The 22,822-nt window shown below is 40.6% G+C and carries 16 protein-coding genes, 3 tRNA genes and 1 pseudogene; 7 read left to right on the plus strand and 13 right to left on the minus strand.

The window, feature by feature from the left end; translation table 11 throughout:
- Positions 1-19: 19 nt before the first annotated feature.
- The 3 genes from ahcY to KTV93_RS10395 form a co-directional block, all read right to left on the minus strand.
- Positions 20-1,333 (minus strand): adenosylhomocysteinase, encoded by a 1,314-nt coding sequence (ahcY, locus tag KTV93_RS10385; RefSeq protein WP_218248887.1) that lies wholly within the window; start codon positions 1,331-1,333, stop codon positions 20-22.
- A 93-nt stretch (positions 1,334-1,426) separates the two neighbouring features.
- Positions 1,427-2,122: a DUF1826 domain-containing protein gene (locus tag KTV93_RS10390; RefSeq protein ID WP_218248889.1), complete on the minus strand. Its 696-nt coding sequence runs from the start codon at positions 2,120-2,122 to the stop codon at positions 1,427-1,429.
- 142 nt (positions 2,123-2,264) lie between these two features.
- Positions 2,265-2,543, minus strand: a complete 279-nt coding sequence (locus KTV93_RS10395; RefSeq protein ID WP_218248890.1) for a hypothetical protein — start codon at positions 2,541-2,543, stop codon at positions 2,265-2,267.
- A gap of 175 nt (positions 2,544-2,718) precedes the next feature.
- On the opposite strand from KTV93_RS10395, the gene KTV93_RS10400 reads away from it, so the two are divergent.
- Positions 2,719-3,330 carry a 4'-phosphopantetheinyl transferase family protein gene (locus KTV93_RS10400; protein WP_218248892.1) on the plus strand — a complete coding sequence of 204 codons (612 nt, stop codon included), beginning with the start codon at positions 2,719-2,721 and terminating at the stop codon, positions 3,328-3,330.
- On the opposite strand, the gene KTV93_RS10405 is transcribed toward KTV93_RS10400, so the two are convergent.
- The 3 genes from KTV93_RS10405 to porU form a co-directional block, all read right to left on the minus strand.
- The gene (locus KTV93_RS10405; protein ID WP_218248893.1) at positions 3,306-5,567 is read right to left on the minus strand and encodes an FUSC family protein; all 2,262 of its coding nucleotides are present in this window, start codon (positions 5,565-5,567) and stop codon (positions 3,306-3,308) included. The genes KTV93_RS10400 and KTV93_RS10405 overlap by 25 nt on opposite strands.
- A 77-nt stretch (positions 5,568-5,644) precedes the next feature.
- On the minus strand, positions 5,645-6,766 hold the full coding sequence (gene porV / locus KTV93_RS10410) for a type IX secretion system outer membrane channel protein PorV (protein WP_218248894.1): 1,122 nt from the start codon (positions 6,764-6,766) through the stop codon (positions 5,645-5,647).
- Positions 6,767-6,791: 25 nt separating this feature from the next.
- The gene (gene porU / locus KTV93_RS10415; RefSeq protein ID WP_218248895.1) at positions 6,792-10,694 is read right to left on the minus strand and encodes a type IX secretion system sortase PorU; all 3,903 of its coding nucleotides are present in this window, start codon (positions 10,692-10,694) and stop codon (positions 6,792-6,794) included.
- A 161-nt stretch (positions 10,695-10,855) separates the two neighbouring features.
- Here porU and gldJ point away from each other — a divergent pair, with 161 nt between their 5' ends.
- Both gldJ and KTV93_RS10425 read left to right on the plus strand, forming a co-directional pair.
- Complete coding sequence (gldJ, locus tag KTV93_RS10420) at positions 10,856-12,463, plus strand: gliding motility lipoprotein GldJ (RefSeq protein ID WP_218248897.1); 1,608 nt, start codon at positions 10,856-10,858, stop codon at positions 12,461-12,463.
- Between the two features lie 61 nt (positions 12,464-12,524).
- Entirely contained in the window at positions 12,525-13,799 is a 1,275-nt protein-coding gene (locus KTV93_RS10425) for a UDP-N-acetylmuramoyl-tripeptide--D-alanyl-D-alanine ligase (RefSeq protein ID WP_218248898.1), read from the plus strand.
- Here KTV93_RS10425 and KTV93_RS10430 read toward each other — a convergent pair.
- Positions 13,796-14,401 (minus strand): NUDIX hydrolase, encoded by a 606-nt coding sequence (locus tag KTV93_RS10430; RefSeq protein ID WP_218248900.1) that lies wholly within the window; start codon positions 14,399-14,401, stop codon positions 13,796-13,798. The two genes, KTV93_RS10425 and KTV93_RS10430, sit on opposite strands and share 4 nt — an antisense overlap.
- 32 nt (positions 14,402-14,433) lie before the next feature.
- On the opposite strand from KTV93_RS10430, the gene KTV93_RS10435 reads away from it, so the two are divergent.
- Positions 14,434-14,820, plus strand: coding sequence for an SRPBCC domain-containing protein (locus tag KTV93_RS10435; RefSeq protein ID WP_218248901.1), 387 nt, complete (start codon positions 14,434-14,436; stop codon positions 14,818-14,820).
- 52 nt (positions 14,821-14,872) lie between these two features.
- Here the strand turns inward: KTV93_RS10435 and KTV93_RS10440 are convergent, their stop codons facing one another.
- The 6 genes and pseudogenes from KTV93_RS10440 to KTV93_RS10465 all read right to left on the minus strand — a co-directional run bounded on the left by KTV93_RS10440 (position 14,873) and on the right by KTV93_RS10465 (position 16,838).
- On the minus strand, positions 14,873-15,568 hold the full coding sequence (locus KTV93_RS10440) for an ABC transporter ATP-binding protein (protein ID WP_218248902.1): 696 nt from the start codon (positions 15,566-15,568) through the stop codon (positions 14,873-14,875).
- A 206-nt stretch (positions 15,569-15,774) separates the two neighbouring features.
- Positions 15,775-16,030, minus strand: a pseudogene (locus tag KTV93_RS10445) (GIY-YIG nuclease family protein).
- 126 nt (positions 16,031-16,156) lie between these two features.
- Positions 16,157-16,405: a GIY-YIG nuclease family protein gene (locus KTV93_RS10450; RefSeq protein ID WP_218248904.1), complete on the minus strand. Its 249-nt coding sequence runs from the start codon at positions 16,403-16,405 to the stop codon at positions 16,157-16,159.
- A gap of 54 nt (positions 16,406-16,459) precedes the next feature.
- Positions 16,460-16,533: transfer RNA gene (locus KTV93_RS10455), tRNA-Arg, on the minus strand.
- Between the two features lie 122 nt (positions 16,534-16,655).
- Positions 16,656-16,730 (minus strand) — tRNA-Pro (locus KTV93_RS10460).
- Positions 16,731-16,751: 21 nt separating this feature from the next.
- Positions 16,752-16,838, minus strand: a tRNA-Ser gene (locus KTV93_RS10465).
- 133 nt (positions 16,839-16,971) lie between these two features.
- Between KTV93_RS10465 and KTV93_RS10470 the strand changes: the two genes are divergently transcribed.
- From KTV93_RS10470 to KTV93_RS10480, 3 genes are all read left to right on the plus strand, one after another.
- Positions 16,972-18,000 (plus strand): N-acetylmuramoyl-L-alanine amidase, encoded by a 1,029-nt coding sequence (locus tag KTV93_RS10470; RefSeq protein WP_218248905.1) that lies wholly within the window; start codon positions 16,972-16,974, stop codon positions 17,998-18,000.
- Positions 18,001-18,184: 184 nt separating this feature from the next.
- Entirely contained in the window at positions 18,185-19,585 is a 1,401-nt protein-coding gene (gene aspA, locus KTV93_RS10475) for an aspartate ammonia-lyase (RefSeq protein ID WP_218248907.1), read from the plus strand.
- A gap of 47 nt (positions 19,586-19,632) precedes the next feature.
- Positions 19,633-22,548 (plus strand): M16 family metallopeptidase, encoded by a 2,916-nt coding sequence (locus KTV93_RS10480; protein ID WP_218248908.1) that lies wholly within the window; start codon positions 19,633-19,635, stop codon positions 22,546-22,548.
- The last annotated feature ends 274 nt before the right edge of the window (positions 22,549-22,822 follow it).

Raw genomic sequence — 22,822 nt, forward strand, 5'->3', positions numbered from 1 at the left:
TATTTTTGCTAATTGCTAATTAGTATCTGTAGTATTCCGGTTTGAATGGTCCTTCAACTGTTACACCGATATATTTAGCCTGCTCAGGCGAAAGTGTTTCAAGTTCAACACCTAATTTTTTCAGGTGTAAAGCTGCTACTTTTTCATCCAGATGTTTCGGTAATGTATATACCTCATTGCCGTAAGCTGAAGCATTAGTCCAAAGTTCAATTTGAGCCAAAGTCTGGTTACTGAATGAGTTACTCATCACAAAACTTGGGTGACCGGTTGCGCAACCCAGATTCACCAAACGGCCTTCTGCAAGAATAATGATTTCTCTGCCTTCGATATTATAAACATCAACCTGAGGTTTCACTTCATATTTTGTAGAACCATAGGTTTCGTTCAACCATGCCATATCGATTTCGTTGTCGAAGTGACCGATGTTACAAACGATGGTTTTATCTTTCATCTTCGCGAAATGTTCAGCACGAACGATGTTGAAGTTTCCTGTAGTCGTGATGATAATGTCTGCATTATCTACCACGCTTTCAAGTTTTTTCACCTCAAAACCTTCCATAGAAGCCTGAAGCGCACAGATTGGGTCGATTTCAGTAACGGTAACGATAGAACCGGCACCTCTGAAAGAAGCTGCAGTTCCTTTGCCAACATCTCCGTAACCACAAACAACCACTCTTTTACCAGCAAGCATAATATCTGTTGCTCTTCTAATCGCGTCTACCGCAGATTCTCTACATCCATATTTGTTATCGAATTTAGATTTGGTTACCGAATCGTTTACGTTGATGGCCGGCATCACTAAAGTTCCGTTCGCCATTCTTTCGTACAATCTGTGAACCCCTGTAGTAGTTTCTTCTGAAAGTCCTTTGATGTCTTTTGTCAATTCAGGATATTTATCGAAAACAAGATTGGTTAAATCTCCACCGTCGTCCAGGATGAGGTTCAGAGGCTTTCTGTCTTCACCGAAAAATACGGTTTGCTCGATACACCACTCAAATTCTTCTTCATTCATTCCTTTCCATGCGTAAACCGGGATTCCTGCAGCGGCAATCGCTGCGGCAGCGTGATCCTGAGTCGAGAATATATTACATGAAGACCAGGTAACATCAGCTCCCAGCGCTACTAAAGTCTCGATAAGAACGGCAGTTTGAATCGTCATGTGAAGACAACCCGCAATTCTTGCGCCTTTTAAAGGTTGAGACGGTCCGTATTCTTCACGGATGGCCATTAAACCAGGCATTTCTGCTTCCGCTAATTTAATTTCTTTTCTGCCCCATTCTGCAAGGGAAATGTCCTTTACCTTGTAAGGCACGTATTGTGTAGTTGTTTCCATTTTAATTGAAAAAATTTTTGCAAAATTACGCAATTTTCTTTTGACTGTCAAATTGGTTTCTGGCTAAGTAAAGTGGTAATTTTCTGAAACTTCTCAACTGATCAGAAGTAGACGATATTCGTGATTGTTTTCGACAGGAGCCCTGTGAATACATGGCAAAACCTCCTGAAATGGATGGTCTACCGCCAGCCTCCAGAGATGCCCGTTTCCTAAACTGATGGGGTTAGCATCCGGCTTTGCCTGATAGTGAAGATCAAAGAAGTTTTCTGTCAGAAAGGTTTCAAAGGAATCTTCATGACCATCGTGTAGCTCTCTGAGTTTTTCCCTGATTTCGGGAATCATGATTTTCTGTATGGCATCCTCATTGGGCAAGATGTCGCTTGAGGCACCATGATACGTGCACAAAAAAGTATCAGCCGCAATGGGGGAGCGGTCAACATGATAAGAATATACGTCGGTTGAAATAAAACTGAACTCGTCATCACGTTCGTAACATTTCAGAAGATTAAGTGAAGGCTGGGCTCCGCAATCGGTAAGCAGTTTTAAATCATTCAGGATAATCTTTCTTGCCAGACTTCCTTTTTCCGTTAATTCCAGTTGTTGAAGATCTTCTTCTGAAACTTGGGTAATGTCTTCATGAAGGCACAGTTTGCTTACAATTTCAGAAAAGTCTCCGTCTAGAGTCCGCTCCCAGCAAAAAGCATTTTTACTTCCGTGAAAGTTGGTATTTGCAATTTCTCCGAAAGTTGAACATACTTTAATATTACTGTGGTCGCCGAATTCGCTCATTGCATAAAGGTTTGTGCGGCAAAATTACAATAAACCAAAGGATAGTGGCAGTCATAAAAAAATAGCGACCATTACCGTCGCTATTTTATAACTCGAAGTTTTCAGCCTTACTTTTGGAAGAACTGAAACTTTTACCTGATCTTTATCTGTGTCTGACCCCTCTCTGGTGAAACTGAACGTTTTTAGCAGCAGCCTGATAATTGGGAGTAAAATTATCACTGTGCTTTGTAGCAGTTATAGGATCGGTTATAAAGTGATTCTGGGGTTTCAGAGTTTCTTTTTCCTGATCTTCTTCTGAATTACCGGAAGTTCCGTTTGATGCGGAAAACTGGTTTTGCGATTGTCTTTTTCTTACCCTATTCAGGGCATATGCTCCTGCGGCTGTGGCTGCGATGCCTAAAGCAATTTTTAGTGTGTTCATATTTTGTAATTTGAGAAATACTACACAAAGTTCTTGCCAACGCCGAAATAAAATCTGCCTTTTTTACCCGATTTTTTTATTGTGTATGATTTATAAATGAAGTGTAAATGAGCCCGATAATTGCCTTAAAAATAATTACTTTTGTAATCATAAACCGATATCCTTTCTACAAAACATGCCTTTATACCGAGATTTTTCTGATCAAAATGCCACCATTCTTCTCTGGAAGTTTGATGAGCATGAAGACCTGGATCCGGAAATTCTGCTCGAGAAAGAAAATTTTGAGAAAGTGAAGGATTATCATCCCACTAAACTTAAGGAATTGCTGCTGGTAAGAAAAATCCTGAAATCACAGCTGCCTGAACATAAAATTCTATACAATGGGAGAGCGCCCTATCTTGATCCTCCGGATTTCCAAATATCCATTACCCATTCGTTTCCGTTTGCGGCGCTTGCAATTTCTAAAAATAAAGTGGGGATTGATATAGAGCCTTTCAATCCGAAAATCATCAGGATTAGACATAAATTTCTTCATGACGAAGAAGCTGGTTTCATCGAACCGGATAAGGAGACTGCCTATCTTACCGTGATCTGGTCGCTGAAAGAGAGTTTATACAAAATACATCATTCCAATTACTGGTCTCTTAAAAAACATTACGAAGTAAAACCTTTCAGTCTCGATTTTCCTTTCAATATTGTGTGCCGCGTACATGATGAAACGGTTTCTGATCTTTACAGCGCACGGGTAGAATTTTTCGGGAATTACTGCCTAACGATTGTAGACTGAAGTTCCGGGTCTAATTTTTCAGCACCTTTTCGCTGCTCTTTGGCAACATCATAAATAAGTTCCAGGATTTCGCTCAGATTTTTTAACTCGGTAAGGCGCGTAATTCTGTTGGGATCCCGTCTATTTATAATTTCGCTCTCCGAAATCTCCTTTTTTCTTTTTTCCAGCAGTTTACCTACTGAATCTTCAGGTTTCAGATTGCTTTCCTCAACAATAGCACGGTTGAATTTTTTCTGCTCGAGAATAAGACTGGTCCGTAGAAGTTCTGCTGAAATTTTTCGCGTCCAGCTGTCGAAATCGATTTCGGGGTAATCTTTAGCTGTTTTTGAATATTGTGAAAACGAAGCAATATAGGCGGTAATCAGATGTGCAGTATTCACAAACTGATGTACGTGTTCCATTTTTTTCTGCTGATTTTTCGGATCCGAAATCATCCGCTGAAAATTGTCGGAAAGATTAGCCAAATCAATGATAGCATCTTTTCTTTTCAGTTTATAATCCTGAATTCCAATGCTTTCGTCTTTAAAAAAGTCCATGGCAGCCTTAAAATATTTCAGATTACTTTTTGCAGATTTCTTCATGAAATCCAAATTCTGGGTATGTTCCCAAACCGGCAGAACAAAGTATGAAACAGCAAAAGCTACAACGCCGGCAAGCGCAGTATCAAAAATCCTGTCCCGGAAGATGTTGTTGACATTTCCCGGATTCAGGAAGTTGAAAGTGAGAAAGATATAAATCGTCATAAACAACACCGCCCAGAAATATTTGGCCTTCAAAAAACTGAAACACATAATCATACTCAGCAAAAGAAGGGTAAATAATACGGTATTGCTGGTAACTGTTAGAAGAATTCCATAAGCCAGCACCGCACCTATTGCCGTTCCGTACAGACGCAGAAGATTCCGGTGTTTGGTGGTAGAGTAGGCTGGTTTCAGAATGGCGACTATGGTAATTAAAATCCAGTAAGAGTGACCAATTCCCAGAAAATCCAGTTTCGAAATAAGATAGCCGATGAGCAGTGCAAGCGTAATGCGGATTGAATGCCGGAAGTGGCCAGACTTCAGGGAGATATTATTCCGAAGTACCTTGAAATTCATTTTTTCATCAGCGGTGACAAATTTCTGCAGGTCTAGACCGGTAGAAAGACTCTTGGCCAGTTTTTGATCCTGCATAAACACTTTGTACATGGTATTAATCTCGTCTGTGATGTCTGTAATCCTCACCAGTATAATCCGCAGAATCATAAAATCCTCGAGCGTCTCCGGATTTAATTTTTTATTCCGTAAATCAAAGTACTCGTCAAAAACAGCATCAAGTTCGTCATCTAAGTTCCTCAGGGATTTTGCTTTTGTACCACTCTGCAGCGCAATCCCGATATTGCTAAGCTCTTCAGCAAGGTTTGATAAATATTCGCTCACCGATTTCAGAAAACCGGTATCGCCGAAGCTTTCCTGAATTTTTCTGTAATCACTTTCAGAAGTCATTAATTTCTCGTGTAAATCAATAGAATTCAGAAACATCAACATAAGAAGCCGACTTGTGGTAGTGGATTCGTTTACTATTTTTCGGGTTTTAAAAACTGTTTCGCGCGTCTCTTCCTGCAAATTTTTAATTTTTACCTGTTGGGAAATAACCTGTAAGTAGAGTGCATCGAAATCTGGATCAGGAAGATAAAACTTTGATTTTATTTTGAGATAATCGCCAAGTTCAAGGTAATTTTCGCCAATCATCTGGCCTGCAAGTTTATAGGGCTGTATTTTTGAAACTACCAGAAAAACAAGTAAATAACAAGCAGAGCCCGCCACAAAAATGAGGGAGTTTTTTACGACATTTCCATCGCTGAGGTGGCCATCGATAAAAATTGCCAGTACAACAAGAGAAAGGGATCCTACAGCTGCCAGCCTTTGCCCATAAACGCCGATCATGGAGAAAAACATACCGAAAAAAATAATTTCGAGATAAATGATGGGAGGAAAATCCTTCAGTAATGTGGCAATTACAGAAACTGAAAAGAAACATATAATGGCGAATATAAGAGCGTTACGTCTACGGATAAAAGGGCCGGGCTGATCGGTAAGTCCTACAAAACTCGTTGCGAGAGGAAAAAGAAAATATTCTTTCAGTAACCCGAAGTATGCTAAAATAATGCTGGGAACTACAATTGCCAGAGTAATCCGCACTGCCGAAAAAATATACTGGCTGGTAGCGAATTTCCTGAGTTCTGTAGCATAGTTCATTTTACAAATGTAGGATTTAATCCACAAAAAAGCCTCAGTTGCTGAGGCTTTAAAAAGATGTTTTTGAAAAATGAATATTAATAATCAGAGTTGGAAGATTCTTCACCGATATTCCAGGTTAATCCGAATCTCAAGGTATTATCCAGTGCTGAATTTACTTTCGAAGTGTTGATGAGGTAAGACATATCCAATCCGAAAGACTGGTATTTTAATCCTACACCTACGGTAGCATACTGTCTGGCTCCCTGTTCTTCGCTTTCGTGGAAATAACCTCCTCTTAGTGCAAATGCATTGTCGTATTCATATTCTACCGCGCCACTGAACATGGTACTTTTTTCGTTGCTAAATGATTTTCCGATTCCTTCGATCACCCCAACATTGGGTACGTTTCCTGTTTTGTCAGGCCCCGGAACCAAAAGTTTAGACGCTTCAAAATTCAAACCTACACGGTTTAAATCATCAATAAAAAGATCGTAACCCGCCCCCAATCTTGCCATGGTAGGAAGATATGATCTGGATTCGTCATCACCTGTATAATCAAGTCTCGGACCTAAATTCTGAATCGAAAAACCTCCTCTTGCACGGCCTTCGAAATCATTAATACTTGTGTGTTTATCAGACTGAAAGTAACCAGATACATCAACTGCGAAAGAATTTGCGGGCTTCAAGGTGTTGTCTGAGTTGAAACCTCCGGACAAGTCTGAGCGGATAAATCTACCGGTAACCGCCATGGAATAATAATCACTAAGTTTCAAACCATAGGCCACATCGATAGAGAATTCGTTTGGTTTGGCTGTACCTTCCTGCACCACTTCAGTCCCTACAAGTTTTGTCAAATCCACTGCACCCATGTTGAAATAATAAATACTTGCAGAGATTGTTGATCTTTCTTCATCGCCCAAAAACTGGTGATATGCTCCGTATAAAAGGAAAACATCATTGGTCAGTTTACTCATGTACGGTGTATAGTTAACCCCGATAGCGGACGTGGTTTTACTGAACGGGTATTTTGCAGCATTCCAGAACTGGGAAAATGCATCGGTAGTGGTTGCTACCCCCTGATCACCCATGCCTCCTGCGCGTGCATCCGGAGAAATTCTGAGAAAAGGGGCACCGGTAAGAACCGGCTGAACCTGGGAATAAGCGGCGACACTCAATCCTAATCCTAATCCTAAAAATAGTTTTTTAGTCAATTTCATAAGTCGTTTTTTATCGTTTATATGTTTATTTTAATAGTACCATTTTTTCTACGGCAGTGGCGCTGCCCTTGCATTTGTCCTGGTTCTGGCTTTTTGCAAAGATCTTAAAAATATAGGTGCCTTTACCAACAGCATCACCAAAATCATCAGTTCCATCCCATTCAATTGCAGTTTTCGGAGTGCGGAAACCCTGGAAAAACGGTTCAGCGGTAACTGCAGTACTTATGGTTTTTACCAGTTTGCCTGTAATGGTGTATATCTGAACATTCACATCCAACATGTCATCGCAATTATGTTCAAACTGAACGTAAGTCTTATTGGTAAAGGGATTCGGCCAATTTAAGAGTTTGTTAACAATTAAATTTTGGTTGGTTTCATCCTTAACTATAAAGTTTAACGTCTCGGTGGTGGAATTATTGTTAATGTCCCAAACTTTAAACGTAAGCTGATGAGGCCCCGGTGCTAAGTTACGGAAAGGATAGGTAACATTCCCTTTTTGGTAATCGGATAATGTAGTATTCACACAACCGTTGCCATCCCCTGAAAAGTAGAAATCATTCAGCACCACGGTGTCAATGATTTTACCGTCGAGAATTACCGTAATATCATGACCAATTCCAGAACCGGTGGAGTTGATTCCTTTATCATCGGTTACGCATGCCAGAAGTGTTGGGTTTTGATCGGTGATTCCGCCGTCGGCAAAATTGGTATTATTCATATATACTTTCACCTTGGGTGCTTCGTTGTCGTTAATACCATCGGGATTTATTCCTCCTATTTTTTGGATTTGGTTATTAAAAACATCGAATACCTTATTGTCTGCATACGCTAAAATTCTTCCGTTCCCGATTTCATAATTGATGTCTTTTGGAACATAAAATTCTACAGTAAACACTCCGTTAACAGCCTGTCCTGAGGATTTTACAATGGGTCCGTTTTCTTCTGTATAGGTTAATACAGGACTCATCTTAGGTTCCCCATCGTTGTTCAGGGTTTTTTTACTTAACCTTTTATCGAAGATATTAATGGCGACTCTGCCGTTAAATGAGGTATCTAAAGTTCCGTCGGCTTTGTTGATATGGCCTTTTACTTTTACGAAATCCAGTGCGCGCAACTGTCCCGGAACCGGAGATTCAATTTCATCGATATTGAGGAGTCTTTTTGGCCGGCTGAGTTTGGTTGCAGGATCGCCCAGTAGATTTACTTTAAGGTGATCGGAATGGGTGCCTTTTTCAATTTTAGCTTTCAGAAACGCATCCCCCAAAGTAATGAAGTCATCATTAACCAATTCGAAAAGATGGCGGGTAAAAATGGTTGTAAATTCTTCGCCATAGCCCACGCCGATTGCACGGCTTGAGGTAAGCATCATCGAGGCGCCACCCTGTTTGGATTTAATGACCTGTTCGCCGGCAGAAAAAGTAGCCGGATCATCCCATAAAGTGAATTCGCAGGTTATGGTCGAAACAAGCGGAAGACGGGAATATACATTATTGTAATTGTTGAAATTCTGAATCATATCAATGGTCATCACGCGTTCCTGAGCCCAGCCATTGATCCCTCCATGCCCAAAATAAAACAGATAAAGACTGTTGCCCACATCATTGGAAATTGCCTGATTGACCTGCGGATAACGTTGCCCTCCCGCTGAAGTCTGCGCAGTAAAAGAGTCCAGATATAATTTACGGATATTGTATTCCTTTCTCAAATTTCCCGTTTCGAAAACATTCACCAGAGATGCATTCATTGTATTGTGAAACGGAAATTGATTATCTGCATCATCATCAACAACAAAATCCATCTTCATACGCCATTCGCCAAAAGGGGTAGACTGACCCGGAAGCCCGTTGTTGTACGCCAGCGCTTTATCAATCAGAAGTTTTGCTTCCGAGACGTTTCCGGCCGGCAATCTTCCGACAGGAAAATCAGGCAGGGTCGAAGATAAAGTTACTGCAGTACTACTTTGTGGTGACGTCATGGTGTAATAATCGTCAGATACGAATGAGTCAGCATAATTGCCGCTTTCCTCACTTTGGAAAGAGGGAACAATATCTGATCCGGGATGATTGATGCCACGGAAATCATAGGAAGTATCGCCCAAAATGAAAAGATATTTCAGTTTTCCCGCCGGAGTATTGAGTTTTGTGGCAAAATCTCTTATCGCCGTGATATCTTTGTTTCCACTGCTGAATTCGTTATAAATTTTATTCACATCAACTACCGCAACATTGTATTTGTCCTGATAGAAGTTTGCAAGTCTTTGGGCATGCCCCATCATCTCGGGAACAGTAATCATTAAATAATCAACATTCTGAAGACCCGCCAGATCCTGATTTTCGATTTTACCTACAAATGCCGGAGCAAAAGCGTCAGCGTTCTTAAAGGCGACAAATTCATTAACGAAAGTATTGCTGTTTGCAATGTATCCGAAGCTGTAAGTTGAAGAGCTGCCTGATTTATTGATTTTTCTGGTCACATTGGTGATATCCGAAACCTGCCAAACCTGCTCCAGCGCACCTGCATCGGATACACTGAAGGTGTAATTTGTTCCGCTGCCTTCATCAATGGAGTAACTGCGGAAATTCATCTGTGAATTATTGAATTTCAGATCTTCTTTGTACTGAACTTCAGCATAATCGAAATAGAATTTACCGTTCGGGTTGCTCGAAGTGTCCGGAGTATAATTAAAAGTAAGTTGGTTTCCCTGCAGATTAGTTACCGTTCCGGTATAGATGATAGGAATGTACTCTTTTTTGTCGGCCGGGGATATGGTGGATGTGTTGGAGCTCTGATTGTTGATGTTGGCCGTAATTTTATTCCCGGAAGATAAATAACCGATATATCTGCTGCGGTACCGGATTACATCGGTTGGCTGGATTGGTGATCTAGTGGTGAAAGAAACTGTTTTATTATCGGTGAAAGCGTCGCCAGTCCAGATTCGCCCGATTTTCATCAAATTGAATTTCTCCTCGTTAATATATTGGTAATCGTCGTAACGGGTAATAGCATCGGAGGTTACAGATGATTCACTGTCAAGAATTCTTTTTCCCGGACCTAAATCGAAATTGATAAAATAGTAGGCAAAATCATTGTAGATATTGATGAAATTATCAGATCTATCTGTTCTTGTTTCTATTCTTCTGTTTCCGTTCCCGTTGATGTTTCCAAGTGTTTTGTACACATTGTATCCATGCGGACCCTGTGCGTAAAAAAGTGCGTAATCGTCGTCGTTCCAGGTTCCGTCGGCTTCACCAGTTACCTGAATAGCGTTTTCCTGCAGCGCAGCGTATCTTGAGTCCTGATTGTGTTCCGGAAGCATTAACCCGCCGTTTCCATAAACTCTGAAATTTTTGGGGTTAATATTGGAAGGGTTTATTCCATTATCCCGCAGGAATTTTGATGTAATTTTGAATACGCCGGACTTATCGACTTTTATCTTGTAGAAGGTTCCTGTTTTTAAAGGATTTTCCGTTGTGCCCACTTTACCTGAGAGTAAGGGGCTTTCCGCTGGCTGTGCGCTGTTTACAATAGAAAAGGAGGTAAGCCGGTAGATTATTCCCTTTTCAAACTTCAGGGCAGAGACCCTGATATTTGTGGTTTGCTCGTTGGTGTAAGGGTTGGTGTAGATGCTGATTTCGCTTTTTTCAGTGGTGGGAATACTTGAAGTACTGATCTCAAATAATTCCTTTGGGGTAACCTTTTCCCACACAAAATTTGTTACCGTCTGATTGGTTCCTGTATATTTCGCGGTGGAGCGGTAATATACCGAGCTCTCCTCGTAAGTAAATCCGTTGTTCTTAAAAAAAGGAACAGAAACCTGATAGGTGCCAAAATCGATTATTTTATTTCCTTCCCACTGTATTTTTACAGTTTGCGAAAAACTAAATGAAAAAAGTAAAGGGAGTAAAATAAGGGTAAAAATGCGTTTCATCAGGTGTAAAATTTCAGAATTACAAATTAAACGAAAAATAATAAATAATAATATATGCAATAAAATTAATTTGTTAACGTTTTCCAAAAAAAATCAATTTATAATTTGGGTTATTAAATAATTTCATTTTTCTTTGTACTCTGAAAATATCTATATCAACTATGAATAAACTAAAGTTGTTTACATTAATAGCGTTAAGTTCTACACTCCTTCTGATCAGTTGCGGCGGTGGCGGTAACAGCAAGAAAGGTGGTGGTACAAAGCGTTTTACCAGTAAAACAGGTTGGAAGCCAAATGATCAAAAAGGTTGGTTTTTTACCGGAAAACAACAAAAACAGAAAGGATGGCCGGGAATGGTATATGTAGAAGGCGGAACTTTTACCATGGGATTGGTGAAAGATGATGTAATGCATGATTGGAACAATACCCCGAGAAGAATGCAGGTTAGTGCATTTTTTATCGGTGAAACCGAAATTACAAACTACGAATACAGAGAATATGTTACGTGGTTGAAATATGTTTTCCCACCGTCAGATCCTAGCTTTAAAGAAATTTATAAAGGAGCACTTCCTGATACCCTGGTTTGGAATAATGAACTTTCAAGAAACGATTTCGCTGAAACCTATTTCCGCAGCCCGGAATTCGATTACTATCCGGTAGTTGGGGTTTCATGGCTTCAGGCTTCAAGATACTGCGACTGGCTTACAGACAGAGCGAATGAAAAAGCTTTGATGGAACAAGGCGTGATCTCAAAAGATTTCTATACGAATGACGGAAATAATCAGGGTCCAAACTCATTCACCCTTGATAAATTCAAAGGCAATGATCCTGAAATGGAAGCTTACATCAACAAAGAAAGATTAAAGCAGAAATCAGGTATCAAAACATCTAACGAGAGAATTCTTGCTGCAAACCGTAATGCTACAGCAGGTGTTGTTCAGAAATTCAGACTTCCTACAGAAGTTGAATGGGAATTTGCAGCACTGGGAATGCAGAAAGAACGCGAATATAATCTTTACACGAACAAAGAGCCTGAAATTCAGAAGCTGAAAGGCAAAAAAGGCAGAGACAGAGGAATGTACCTGGAGAATTTCAAGCAGGGTAAAGGTGATTATTCAGGTGTTGCAGGTTGGAAAAACGATGGTGCACCAACAACTGCTGACGTAAAACAATATCCTTCCAACAACTTAGGAATCTACGGAATGTTCGGTAACGTTGCAGAATGGACTGCCGATGTTTACAGACCTATTATTGATGAAGAAGCTAGTGATTTCAACTACTACAGAGGAAATGTTGCACAGGAAGTAGTTAAAAATGCAGACGGAACTTTCAAGAAGATTGAAACTGCGAAGTATGATACTCTTGCCGACGGAAGATTGGTTTACAAAGGATTGCCAGGTCAGTATGAAAGAGAAGTGGTTGCTGATAACAGAAACTTCAGAGACGGAGACTTCCAGTCATCACTTGATGCAGGTTATGGCAGAGGCGAAGACAGTACTACAGCCGGTTATAACATGTACAACTCCAAACAGAAAAGATTTATCGTAGACGAAAGAGGCAGAGTAGTGTTACAGAAAGACCCGCTTTCAAGAACAACCAGAATTTCCAACGAAGTTAGAGTAGTAAAAGGTGGATCATGGTTGGACGGAGCTTATTGGCTTGATCCGGGTCAGAGAAGATTCCGCGACGAAGCAAAAGCTTACGGTTGGGTTGGTTTCCGTGTTGCACAGGATGCCAAGTCTAGCGGGAAAGGCAGAACAAAAAGATAATTATCTTAAAATATTTAAAGAATCCTTCTGTAATTGCAGAAGGATTTTTTATTTTTGAAAAATGAATGCAGCCTCTTTCTATCCGCTTTTTTTAAAGGCCAATAAAGTAACCATCGACAGCAGAACCGTTGAGAAGAACGATATCTTTTTTGCCTTTTCCGGTGAAAATTTCAATGCCGCTGTTTCCGCGGAAGAAGCTATAGATAAAGGAGCTTTAGCCGTCATTGTTGAAGACAAAACTTTTGAAAAGAAAGAAAGCAAAATTTTCTACGTGCCCTCGACCTTAGATTTTTTACAGGAACTGGCTTCCTATCACCGTAATGAAGTGAAGATTCCAATAATTGCCCTTACGGGAAGCAATGGAAAAACCACGACGAAAGAGATCATTCATGCTGTTTTATCTCAGAAATACAACGTCCAGTATACGTTCGGCAATCTCAATAATCATATCGGGGTTCCGCTTACTCTACTTTCCATTAAACCCGAACATCAACTGGCTGTTGTGGAAATGGGGGCAAACCATCAGAAAGAGATTGAGCTGCTGTGCAAAATCGCGCAACCGAATTACGGATACATCACCAACTTCGGGAAAGCTCATCTGGAAGGCTTCGGCGGTTTTGCAGGGGTAATCAAAGGTAAATCTGAGCTTTATGATTATCTGAAGTCTGCCGGACAGACCATTTTAGTCAATGAAAATGATCCGCTGCAGGTAGAAAAGACCCAAAATTATTCTCCACGCATCACTTTTGGGAACAGCGGTTCAGATTATCGTTTTACTGAATTCTCCAATGATAATTTTGTAGGTTTAAGTTTTAATGAAGAAACCGCGCAGTCGAAACTTACCGGAAATTATAATTTCACCAATTTATGTGCGGCTGCGAGTTTAGGATTTCATTTCGGGGTAGATTTCGCTCAGGTCAAAAATGCCATCGAAAATTATACGCCGACCAACATGCGGTCCCAGATTATGGAAATGGGCGGTAAAACTTTTGTGTTGGATACTTATAACGCGAATCCGAGTTCGATGACAGAATCGCTGAAAAATTTCAGCGCTTTCGAAGGTTCCAAAACTATAATTATCGGCGATATGCTCGAATTGGGCGAAGAATCAGAAAAAGAACACCGTGAAATTTTAGCGTTGGCCAAATCCCTTCATTTTAATGAAATCATCACTGTGGGAAAGCACTTCAAGAAGGTTAATGTCCATGCGCAGTCTTATGAGACCTCACAGGAGCTTTCTCAGGCACTGGAAAAAAATAAAATTCATTCTAAAAACATTCTGCTTAAAGCATCCCGGGGAATCGCTTTAGAGAAAGTTCTGGATTTTATCGTTTAGTGAAGTTCCCAGTAATCATTCAGGATTAATTTGATATTGTTGAAGGTTTTAGGGAACACTTCCTCCATTATCATCTCTCTGTTTTTCCATGAAACTGCGGTGATTCCTTCTTCCGTCTGGGGTTTTGGCGTTTCGTTACCTACATAATTCATTTTGAACCAATAGGTGGTTTTCAGGATTTTCTCCCCATTGCGCTCCGTGTAAATATGAAATGTATTGTTCAGGAATTCTTCAAGAATCAATTCCTTCAAACCGGTTTCTTCTTCAATTTCCCGCAGGGCCGCCTGTTCCAGTGATTCGCCTTTCTCAATTTTACCTTTTGGTAAATCCCATCTCCCAATTCTGTGAATAAATAAGATCTCGCCGTTTTTGTTGCTGACTACACCGCCTGCAGCTTCAATTACTTTAAACATGTGGGTAAAATCTTCCCAAACTTCCTCCAGATCTTCTCCGTATACATTAAGTTCTGGGCAGGAGGTATTTTCTAAGAGATCTACCGCGATTTCCAGGGTTGCAAATCCTTCAAACCTAAGCTTTTTCTCCATGTCTTCAGGATATTTACTTAAAGTTAATTTTTTTTCATTCACAAAAACTTTATACATTTGCAACGTTTTAATCTTACAAAAATATAAAAATGAATTTAGAAGGACGCAAAATAGTGGTAAATAAATCGGTAAATACGCTGGTTGAAATGCTGAATAAACCCGAAGATTATAAAAACCTGATGCCTGATTCACTGCAGAATTTTGAAGTTCGTGATAATGGGTTTAAATTCGGTTTAAAGGGAATGCCGGAAATTGCTTTGAAAATTGAAGAAGTTAGTGATAAGGCTGTGGTGCTGAAATCAGCAAGTTCGAGTCTGGATTTCGAACTGAAAGGCGCAATGAATGCATTGAATGAAAATCAAACCGAAGTTCAGTTGTTTTTTGAAGGAAAATTTAATCCTTTCATCAAAATGATGGTGGAGAAGCCGCTTCAGAATTTCATTAATTCCCTTTCTGATAATCTTGAAAAGATCTAGAAAAACGATTTGATATAAAGAATCCCGCACCTTACAGGCTGCGGGATTTTTGTTAGTTGGTATAGCTTGTGAAAGCTTCTTCCAGGCTTCCGTATTTGCCCCTAAATTCACCGATGGGCGAATCCTGTATTACATTGCCCTGATGAATGAGAATCACCCTTGAACAGAGCGCTTCGACTTCCTGCATAATGTGAGTGGACAGGATGACGGTTTTTTCTTTACCGATTTCTTTGATGACGTTTCTGATTTCGATGATTTGGTTCGGATCAAGCCCGTTCGTAGGTTCATCCAGAATCAACAGATCGGGGGAATGCAGAATGGCCTGTGCCAATCCAACCCGCTGCTTATATCCTTTGGAAAGCTGAGAAATTTTCTTCGATTTCTCGGGAGTGATTCCGACGAGTTCAATAACCTCATCAATCCTTTCTTTTGAAATTTTATGAAGGTTGGCAACAAAACTTAAATATTCCCTTACATACATTTCGGGGTAGAGAGGGTTGTTTTCCGGCAGAAAACCCATGTTTTTCTTAACCTCAACTGCGTTTTCAACGATGTCTTTCCCATTAAAAAGGATTTGGCCCTCATCAATTTTCAGCGCGCCGACAATCGACTTCATTAAAGTTGATTTTCCTGCTCCGTTAGGTCCAAGAAGTCCGATTATCTCGCTGTTTCCGATTTCAAGATGAATATCGTTTAATGCGGTTTGCTCCCCGAATTTCTTGCTTAGATTAATGATTTGAAGTGACATGAATTTTTTGAATTGACTGCAAATTTAAGGAATGAAACTCAAACCGCTGCGATTAATAATGCTTAATCGGAAGTTTGTGTCCGCAAGACAGAAAATACCGGCGACAAAAAACCTTACAGACCTGTCAGGTTTCTGTGAGCGCGCCAGGATTGAATGCCGATACTCGGCACAGACTCTGGGACCGTCCCGATTAAAATCGGGATGCTCTATCCTGCTGAATTGCTTATTAATTCCTTGATTTTGATTTTACTTTTCCAGGATTTTATTTCGAGTTCTCTTTCGTTAGCTGCCTTTTTATCATGAAAAGTTTCAGAATAAACAATCTGCCAGTCTTTGGCTCTGCCGGTAAAACCTTTATGGTTTTGAGAGGTGTTTTCGCAGTCTTTCATCGGGATTTTCGCCGGTATGTCCGATGTAAAACCGGTCAATGGATTTTGAATATAAAATGTAGCAGAAATACATTTGGAATATTTTTAAAACAAAAAAAGACCGAGAAGAATCTCAGTCTTTTTAAAGTGAGCGCGCCAGGATTCGAATGCCGATACTCGGCACAGGCTCTGGGACCGTCCCGATTAAAATCGGGATGCTCTATCCTGCTGAATTGCTTATTAATTCCTTGATTTTACTTTTCCAGGATTTTATTTCGAGTTCTCTTTCGTTAGCTGCCTTTTTATCATGAAAAGTTTCAGAATAAACAATCTGCCAGTCTTTGGCTCTGCCGGTAAAACCTTTATGGTTTGAGAGGTGTTTTCGCAGTCTTTCATCGGGATTTTCGCCGGTATGTCCGATGTAAAACCGGTAAATGGATTTTGAATGTAAAATGTAGCAGAAATACATTTGGAATACTTTTAAAACAAAAAAAGACCGAGAAAAATCTCAGTCTTTTTAAAGTGAGCGCGCCAGGATTCGAACCTGGGACCGTCTGCTTAGAAGGCAGATGCTCTATCCAGCTGAGCTACGCACCCGTTTTGTGTTTTCCCCGAACCTTAAGACCGTTCCGATTGAAATCGGAATGCTCTATCCAGCTGAGCTCTGCACCCTAACAGGGTAATAAATGTAAAAATTCCCGAAGGAATTTTTTAAAAAGTCGGGGCGGCAGGATTCGAACCTGCGACCTCCTGGTCCCAAACCAGGCGCGATGACCGGACTACGCTACGCCCCGAGTAATTTTTAGTGGAAGTTGCGGAGAGTAAGGGATTCGAACCCTTGGTACAGTTTCCCGTACGCTTGTTTAGCAAACAAGTCCTTTCGGCCACTCAGGCAACTCTCCAGTGCAATATTTGTAAGAGCTTCTGTTCTGTAATTGCGAGTGCAAATATAGAATAGTTTTCGGTATTAACCAAAACTTTTTGCTTAATTTTTTTTGTATTTTTGAAAGATAAATTTTTAAAAATTAAACCGAAATGCGTAATTCATTATATCTCATATCATTAAGTATTGCTTTAGCCTCGTGCGCTTCTCAGCAGCCGGCGAAAAAAAATTCCACAAAATCTAAAACTCCGGTGTCAAAGGTGGCCCAACCTGCTAAACCCACCACCCCGAACCTTCCCAAACAGCAGATTTCACAAGAAGACAATCATGACTTTTTCAGAGTAAATATTGGTGATGTTTCTAAAAATGACAATACCATAAGCTATGGTTCTATTGTTTCAGCAAATCCGCAGGGGTACAAAGTGGTTAAAACTTTCTTCCCGGCAGTAGCGCAGAATTTCCGCCAGAAATATATCATCTTACATTATACCGCGTTGGATGACGACAAATCGGTGACGGTTCTTACCCAACAGTCGGTGAGTGCACATTATCTTGTAAATAATCTGGGGGACCGCGACATTTACCAACTTGTAGATGAGAATAAAAGATCCTACCATGCCGGAGTCAGTGCGTGGAGAAACGATAAAATGCTTAACGATACTTCCATAGGAATCGAGATTGTGAATCCCGGCTATGTAGCTGATGCCTCAGGAGAGCGTGTTTTCCCGGAATTCGATAATCACCAGATGAAAAAAGTTGCTGCCCTGGTTAAGGATATCGCAGACCGCTATATGATTCCCGCTACCAATATTTTAGCACATTCCGATATTGCACCTACCAGAAAATCGGATCCGGGACCGAAATTCCCGTGGAAAAAACTGTATGATGACTATCAGATCGGAATGTGGTATGACGACGCTACAAAACAGGGCTTCTATGATCAGATCATTCCCGAAACCTATGCCCTTGAGATGACTACAGCGCAGTTTATTTATAAATACCAGGCCGCGCTGAAAACGCTAGGTTACGGTTTGGAGCCTTCAGGAACTTATGATGACGCTACTAAAAAGACTGTCGAAGCTTTCCAGTTTCATTTCCGTCCGGAGAAGTATGATGGGGTGATGGATGCTGAAACCTGGGCAATTCTGCAGGCTTTAAATGTGAAATATCCTAATAAATAGAAGCCGAAAATTATAAATTACAAAACAGTTTCTTCAAGAAGTTTCTTCAGAGATTAATTTACCTGATTGAGATTCACTTACATAAGTACGGGCAGTGCATTACTGCCTGTTTTTTATGAGGGAAAAAGCAATTCCTTTCCCTGAAATCGAACAATTAATCTTATCTTTTCAGCAAATTATTTTTATGGAAAATTATAGAAATGAAAGCGATCTGCTGGGAACTTTACAGGTTCCTGCGAACGCTTATTATGGCGTACAGACTCAAAGAGCAATTGAGAATTTTAAAATTTCGGGACAATACCTTTCCTCATATCCACATTTCATTAAAGCTTTGGCAATCGTAAAAAAAGCGGCTGCCAAGACCAATTACGAATTGGGTCTCCTTGAAGGGGATCTGTATCTGAAAATCGCAGAAACCTGTGATGAACTGATGGCGGGAGAATTCCATGACCAGTTCCCGATCGATATGATACAGGGCGGTGCCGGAACCTCAGTGAATATGAATGCCAATGAGGTAATCGCGAACCGTGTTCTCGAGAAACTGGGGAAAGAAAAAGGCGATTATCAGTTCTGTTCGCCGAACGATCACATTAATCTTTCGCAGTCGACAAACGATGCTTATCCTACGGCACTTAAAATGGCGCTTCTGCATATGAATCACGACCTGGTTGAAAAACTTAAAAAAACCATTGCGGCATTCCGTGAAAAGGGAAAAGAGTTTCATGATGTGATCAAAATGGGGCGTACCCAACTTCAGGACGCGGTGCCCATGACCTTAGGTCAGGAATTTGAAGCCTTTGCAGCTACCCTGGAAGAAGATATTTCCAAACTCAACGGTAACGCCAATCTTTTTGTTGAAGTCAACATGGGCGCTACCGCAATCGGTACGGGACTAAATGCACCCATGGGTTATGCAAACCTTTGTGCTAAAAATCTGGCGATGATTTCCGGATATCCGATTGTTTCCGCACCCAATCTGGTGGAAGCAACACCGGATACGGGATCTTACGTTATTTATTCATCGGCGATGAAGCGTTTGGCAGTCAAACTTTCCAAGATCTGTAATGATTTAAGGCTGCTTTCTTCCGGTCCGCGGGCTGGTTTATTCGAGATTAATCTTCCGCCAATGCAGCCCGGATCTTCCATCATGCCGGGTAAAGTGAATCCTGTAATTCCGGAAGTGGTAAATCAGGTTTGCTACAAGGTGATCGGGAATGATCTTACCGTAACTTTTGCCGCGGAAGCCGGCCAGTTGCAGCTCAATGTTATGGAGCCGGTTCTTTCTCACTCGATTATGGAAAGTATTAACTTTTTAGGAAATGCTCTGGATACTTTGAGAGAGAAATGTGTGACCGGAATCACCGCCAATAAAGAAGTCTGCCTGAATATGGTAAAACACAGCATCGGGATTGTTACGGCTTTGAATCCTTACATTGGCTATAAAGTATCCACAGAAATCGCAAAAGAAGCACTGGAAACCGGCAAAAGCGTCTATAATCTGGTTCTAGAAAGAGGGATACTTTCACAGGAAAAACTTGATGAAATCCTGGATCCTGCGAATATGCTTAAGCCCCATCATCTTTAAATATAAAATTAATTCCCACCTCAATTACGTTTAATTAAAAATTCAGAATGAAGAAAATTCTTACAACGTTAACTTTAATAGGAGCGCTAACAATGACGACTGCACAAAAATTTGAAACGAAAAAATTAACCGATAAAGCCGGATATTCCTACGAAACCGTGGTGAATGACAAAAATGGTGTCAGGATTTACACCTTAAAAAACGGACTGAAGGTTTATCTCGCTCAGAACTTCGACGCACCGAAAATACAGACTTATATTCCTGTGAGAACGGGGAGTAACAATGATCCGTCGGACAATACCGGACTGGCTCATTACCTGGAGCATATGATGTTCAAAGGAACCTCAAAATTAGCTTCTGCAGACTGGGCGAAGGAAAAACCTCTTTTAGATGAAATTTCGCGCCTTTACGAACAGCATAAAGCGGAACAGGATCCTGAAAAGAAGAAAGAACTCTACAAAAGAATCGACGAGGTTTCTCAGGAAGCCAGCAAGTACGCCATCGCGAACGAATACGACAAAGCCATTTCGTCTTTAGGTGCTTCAGGAACCAATGCGCATACCTGGCTTGATGAGACTGTTTACAAAAACAATATTCCGAACAATGAGCTCGAAAAATGGCTGAAAGTTGAAAAAGAAAGATTCTCTGAACTGGTTCTGAGACTTTTCCATACCGAACTGGAAGCGGTGTACGAAGAATATAACCGTTCTCAGGATAACGATTCGCGTTTGGTGAATTATGAACTGATGGATGCGCTGTTCCCGAAACATCCGAACGGGCAGCAAACCACCATCGGGAAATCCGAACACCTGAAAAACCCTTCTATGATTGCCATTCATAAGTATTTCGATACGTATTATGTACCGAACAATTACGCGATGGTTCTCGTAGGTGATCTGGATTTCGATAAAACCATCAAGCTTGTAGACCAGTATTTCGGAACTTTCGAGTACAAAGAACTGCCGATGAAGAAAATGGTGACCGAAGAGCCGATGTCTAAAATTGTTGAAAGAACTGTGAAAAGCCCGTCTGCACCGCGTCTTCAGTTAGCCTGGAGAACAGATTCATACGGAACGCAGGATGCTCGACTTGCCGAAATTGTGGCCAATCTTCTGTCGAATTCCGGCGAAACCGGATTGATTGATATCAACATCAACCAAAGCCAGAAGGCACTGCGAGCAATGGCGTATGATTCTCCTTTCAAAATGTACGGGAATTTTTCAATGGTTATTGTGCCGAAAAATGATCAGACTTTAGACCAGGCGAAACAGTTGCTGCTGAGCCAGATTGAACTGGTGAAAAAAGGGGAGTTTCAGGAATGGCTGATTCCTGCGATCATTAATGATATGAAGATCCAGCGCATGAAAAGTTTTGAAACTGCCGACGGATTGGCCACCGCACTTTACGGAGCCTACATCAACAACCAGGAGTGGGAAAAGGAACTTAGCGAAATTGCTGAGTACGAAAAAATCACGAAAGCTGATGTGGTGAAATTTGCCAACGAATTTTTCAAAGACAATTATGTAATTATCAAAAAAGAAAAAGGGGTAAATGATAAATTAGTCCGTGTTGAAAATCCGGGAATTACGCCGATTAAACTGAACAAAGAAGCGCAGTCGCCTTTCCTGAAAAGTATTCTGAACGAGAAATCTTCTGAAATCAAACCTGAATTCGTTGATTTTGCAAAAGCCATTAAAACCGATAAAATCGAAGGTAAGAAAGCAAGTTTTGTAGAGAATAAATACAACGATGTAGCCCAGACTTACTTTATTTTCCCGTTCGGAAGCGATCATGACAAAGAATTGAGTCTGGCCGCGCAGGTTCTACAGTATCTTGGGACAGATCAACTTTCCGCAGAAGCTTTGAAGAAAGAATTCTTTAAACTCGGGATTTCCCATGATTTCCGTACCGCACCTGATCAGCTGATTATCTCACTCAGCGGTCTGGAAGAAAATATGCCGAAAGGTATTGCCCTTCTTAAAAACTGGATGCAGAATGCAAAACCGGATCAGAATGTGTACAACGAGAATGTAAAAACCATTCTGGAAAGCCGCGAAGTTGCCAAGAAAGATAAAGGCAGAATTATGGCAGCACTTTCGAACTACGCCAAATTCGGAAAAGTTTCCCGTTTCACAGATGTAGTTTCTGAAGAAAGGCTGAAAGCCATTAAATCTGAGGAAATGACCGGAAAAATTAAAAATTTACTGGCAATGCCTTATGAAATCTTTTTCTACGGAAACGATTTCAATCAATTTAAAAAGTATGCTAAAACCTTTGTAGATAAGGAAACCGTAAAAGTTCCGGCGAAGAACATCTATCCTGAGCCGGCTACTGAAGGAAAAGTATTCTTCACCAACTATGATATGGTGCAGACCGAAATGAGTAAGGTGGCGAAAGGAAAATCCGTAAACCTGAAGAACTTCGGGAAAATCAATGTGTTTAATGAGTATTTCGGGCGCGGACTGTCGTCAATCGTATTCCAGGAAATCCGCGAGAGTAAGAGTTTAGCCTATTCTGCTTACGTTTCTTATGCCAACAACAGCGAACTGAACCGTCCGGATTACGTTACAACGTATATCGGAACCCAGGCCAACAAACTGCCACAGGCGGTAAACGCGATGGACGAATTGATGGCCAACCTTCCGCAGGTTCCTGCACAGTTTGAAAATGCCAGAAATGCGGCGTTGAAACAGATTGCTTCAGGAAGAATCAACAGAACCAATATTTTCTTTAATCAGCTGAATCTTAAAAAACTGGGAATCGATTATGATTTAAGAAAAGATATCTATGCTGAGATCGAAAAACTTAGTTTAGCTGACGTTACTCAATTTTATAATGCCGAAGTAAAACCTTTGAAATATAACACAGCAATCATCGGTAAGAAGGAAAATCTCGATATGGCTGCAATGTCTAAAATGGGAACTTTTACTGAAGTAAGTCTCGAAGAGATTTTCGGCTATTAATTGTTTTCTGTCCTGTATTAAAAGGTGAAACTTCGGTTTCGCCTTTTTTTGTTCAATCAATCACTAACCGAAATGGCAGAAAATAAGGAGTTAAAATGGGTGAAATCACGCTTGTGAAAATTAACATAATGTAAGATATTTGCCATGCAAAACATAACATTTTTCATTCTATCAAACTAAACTTTCACTACAATAACCATGAAGACGCAAACTCCGGAAATAGGTCCGGAGTTTTTTTATTGTTACGTGTTTGGCTGTCAGCTTATCCAATTTA

Origin of the sequence: Kaistella faecalis (assembly GCF_019195395.1) — a bacterium.
Lineage (GTDB): Bacteria > Bacteroidota > Bacteroidia > Flavobacteriales > Weeksellaceae > Kaistella > Kaistella faecalis.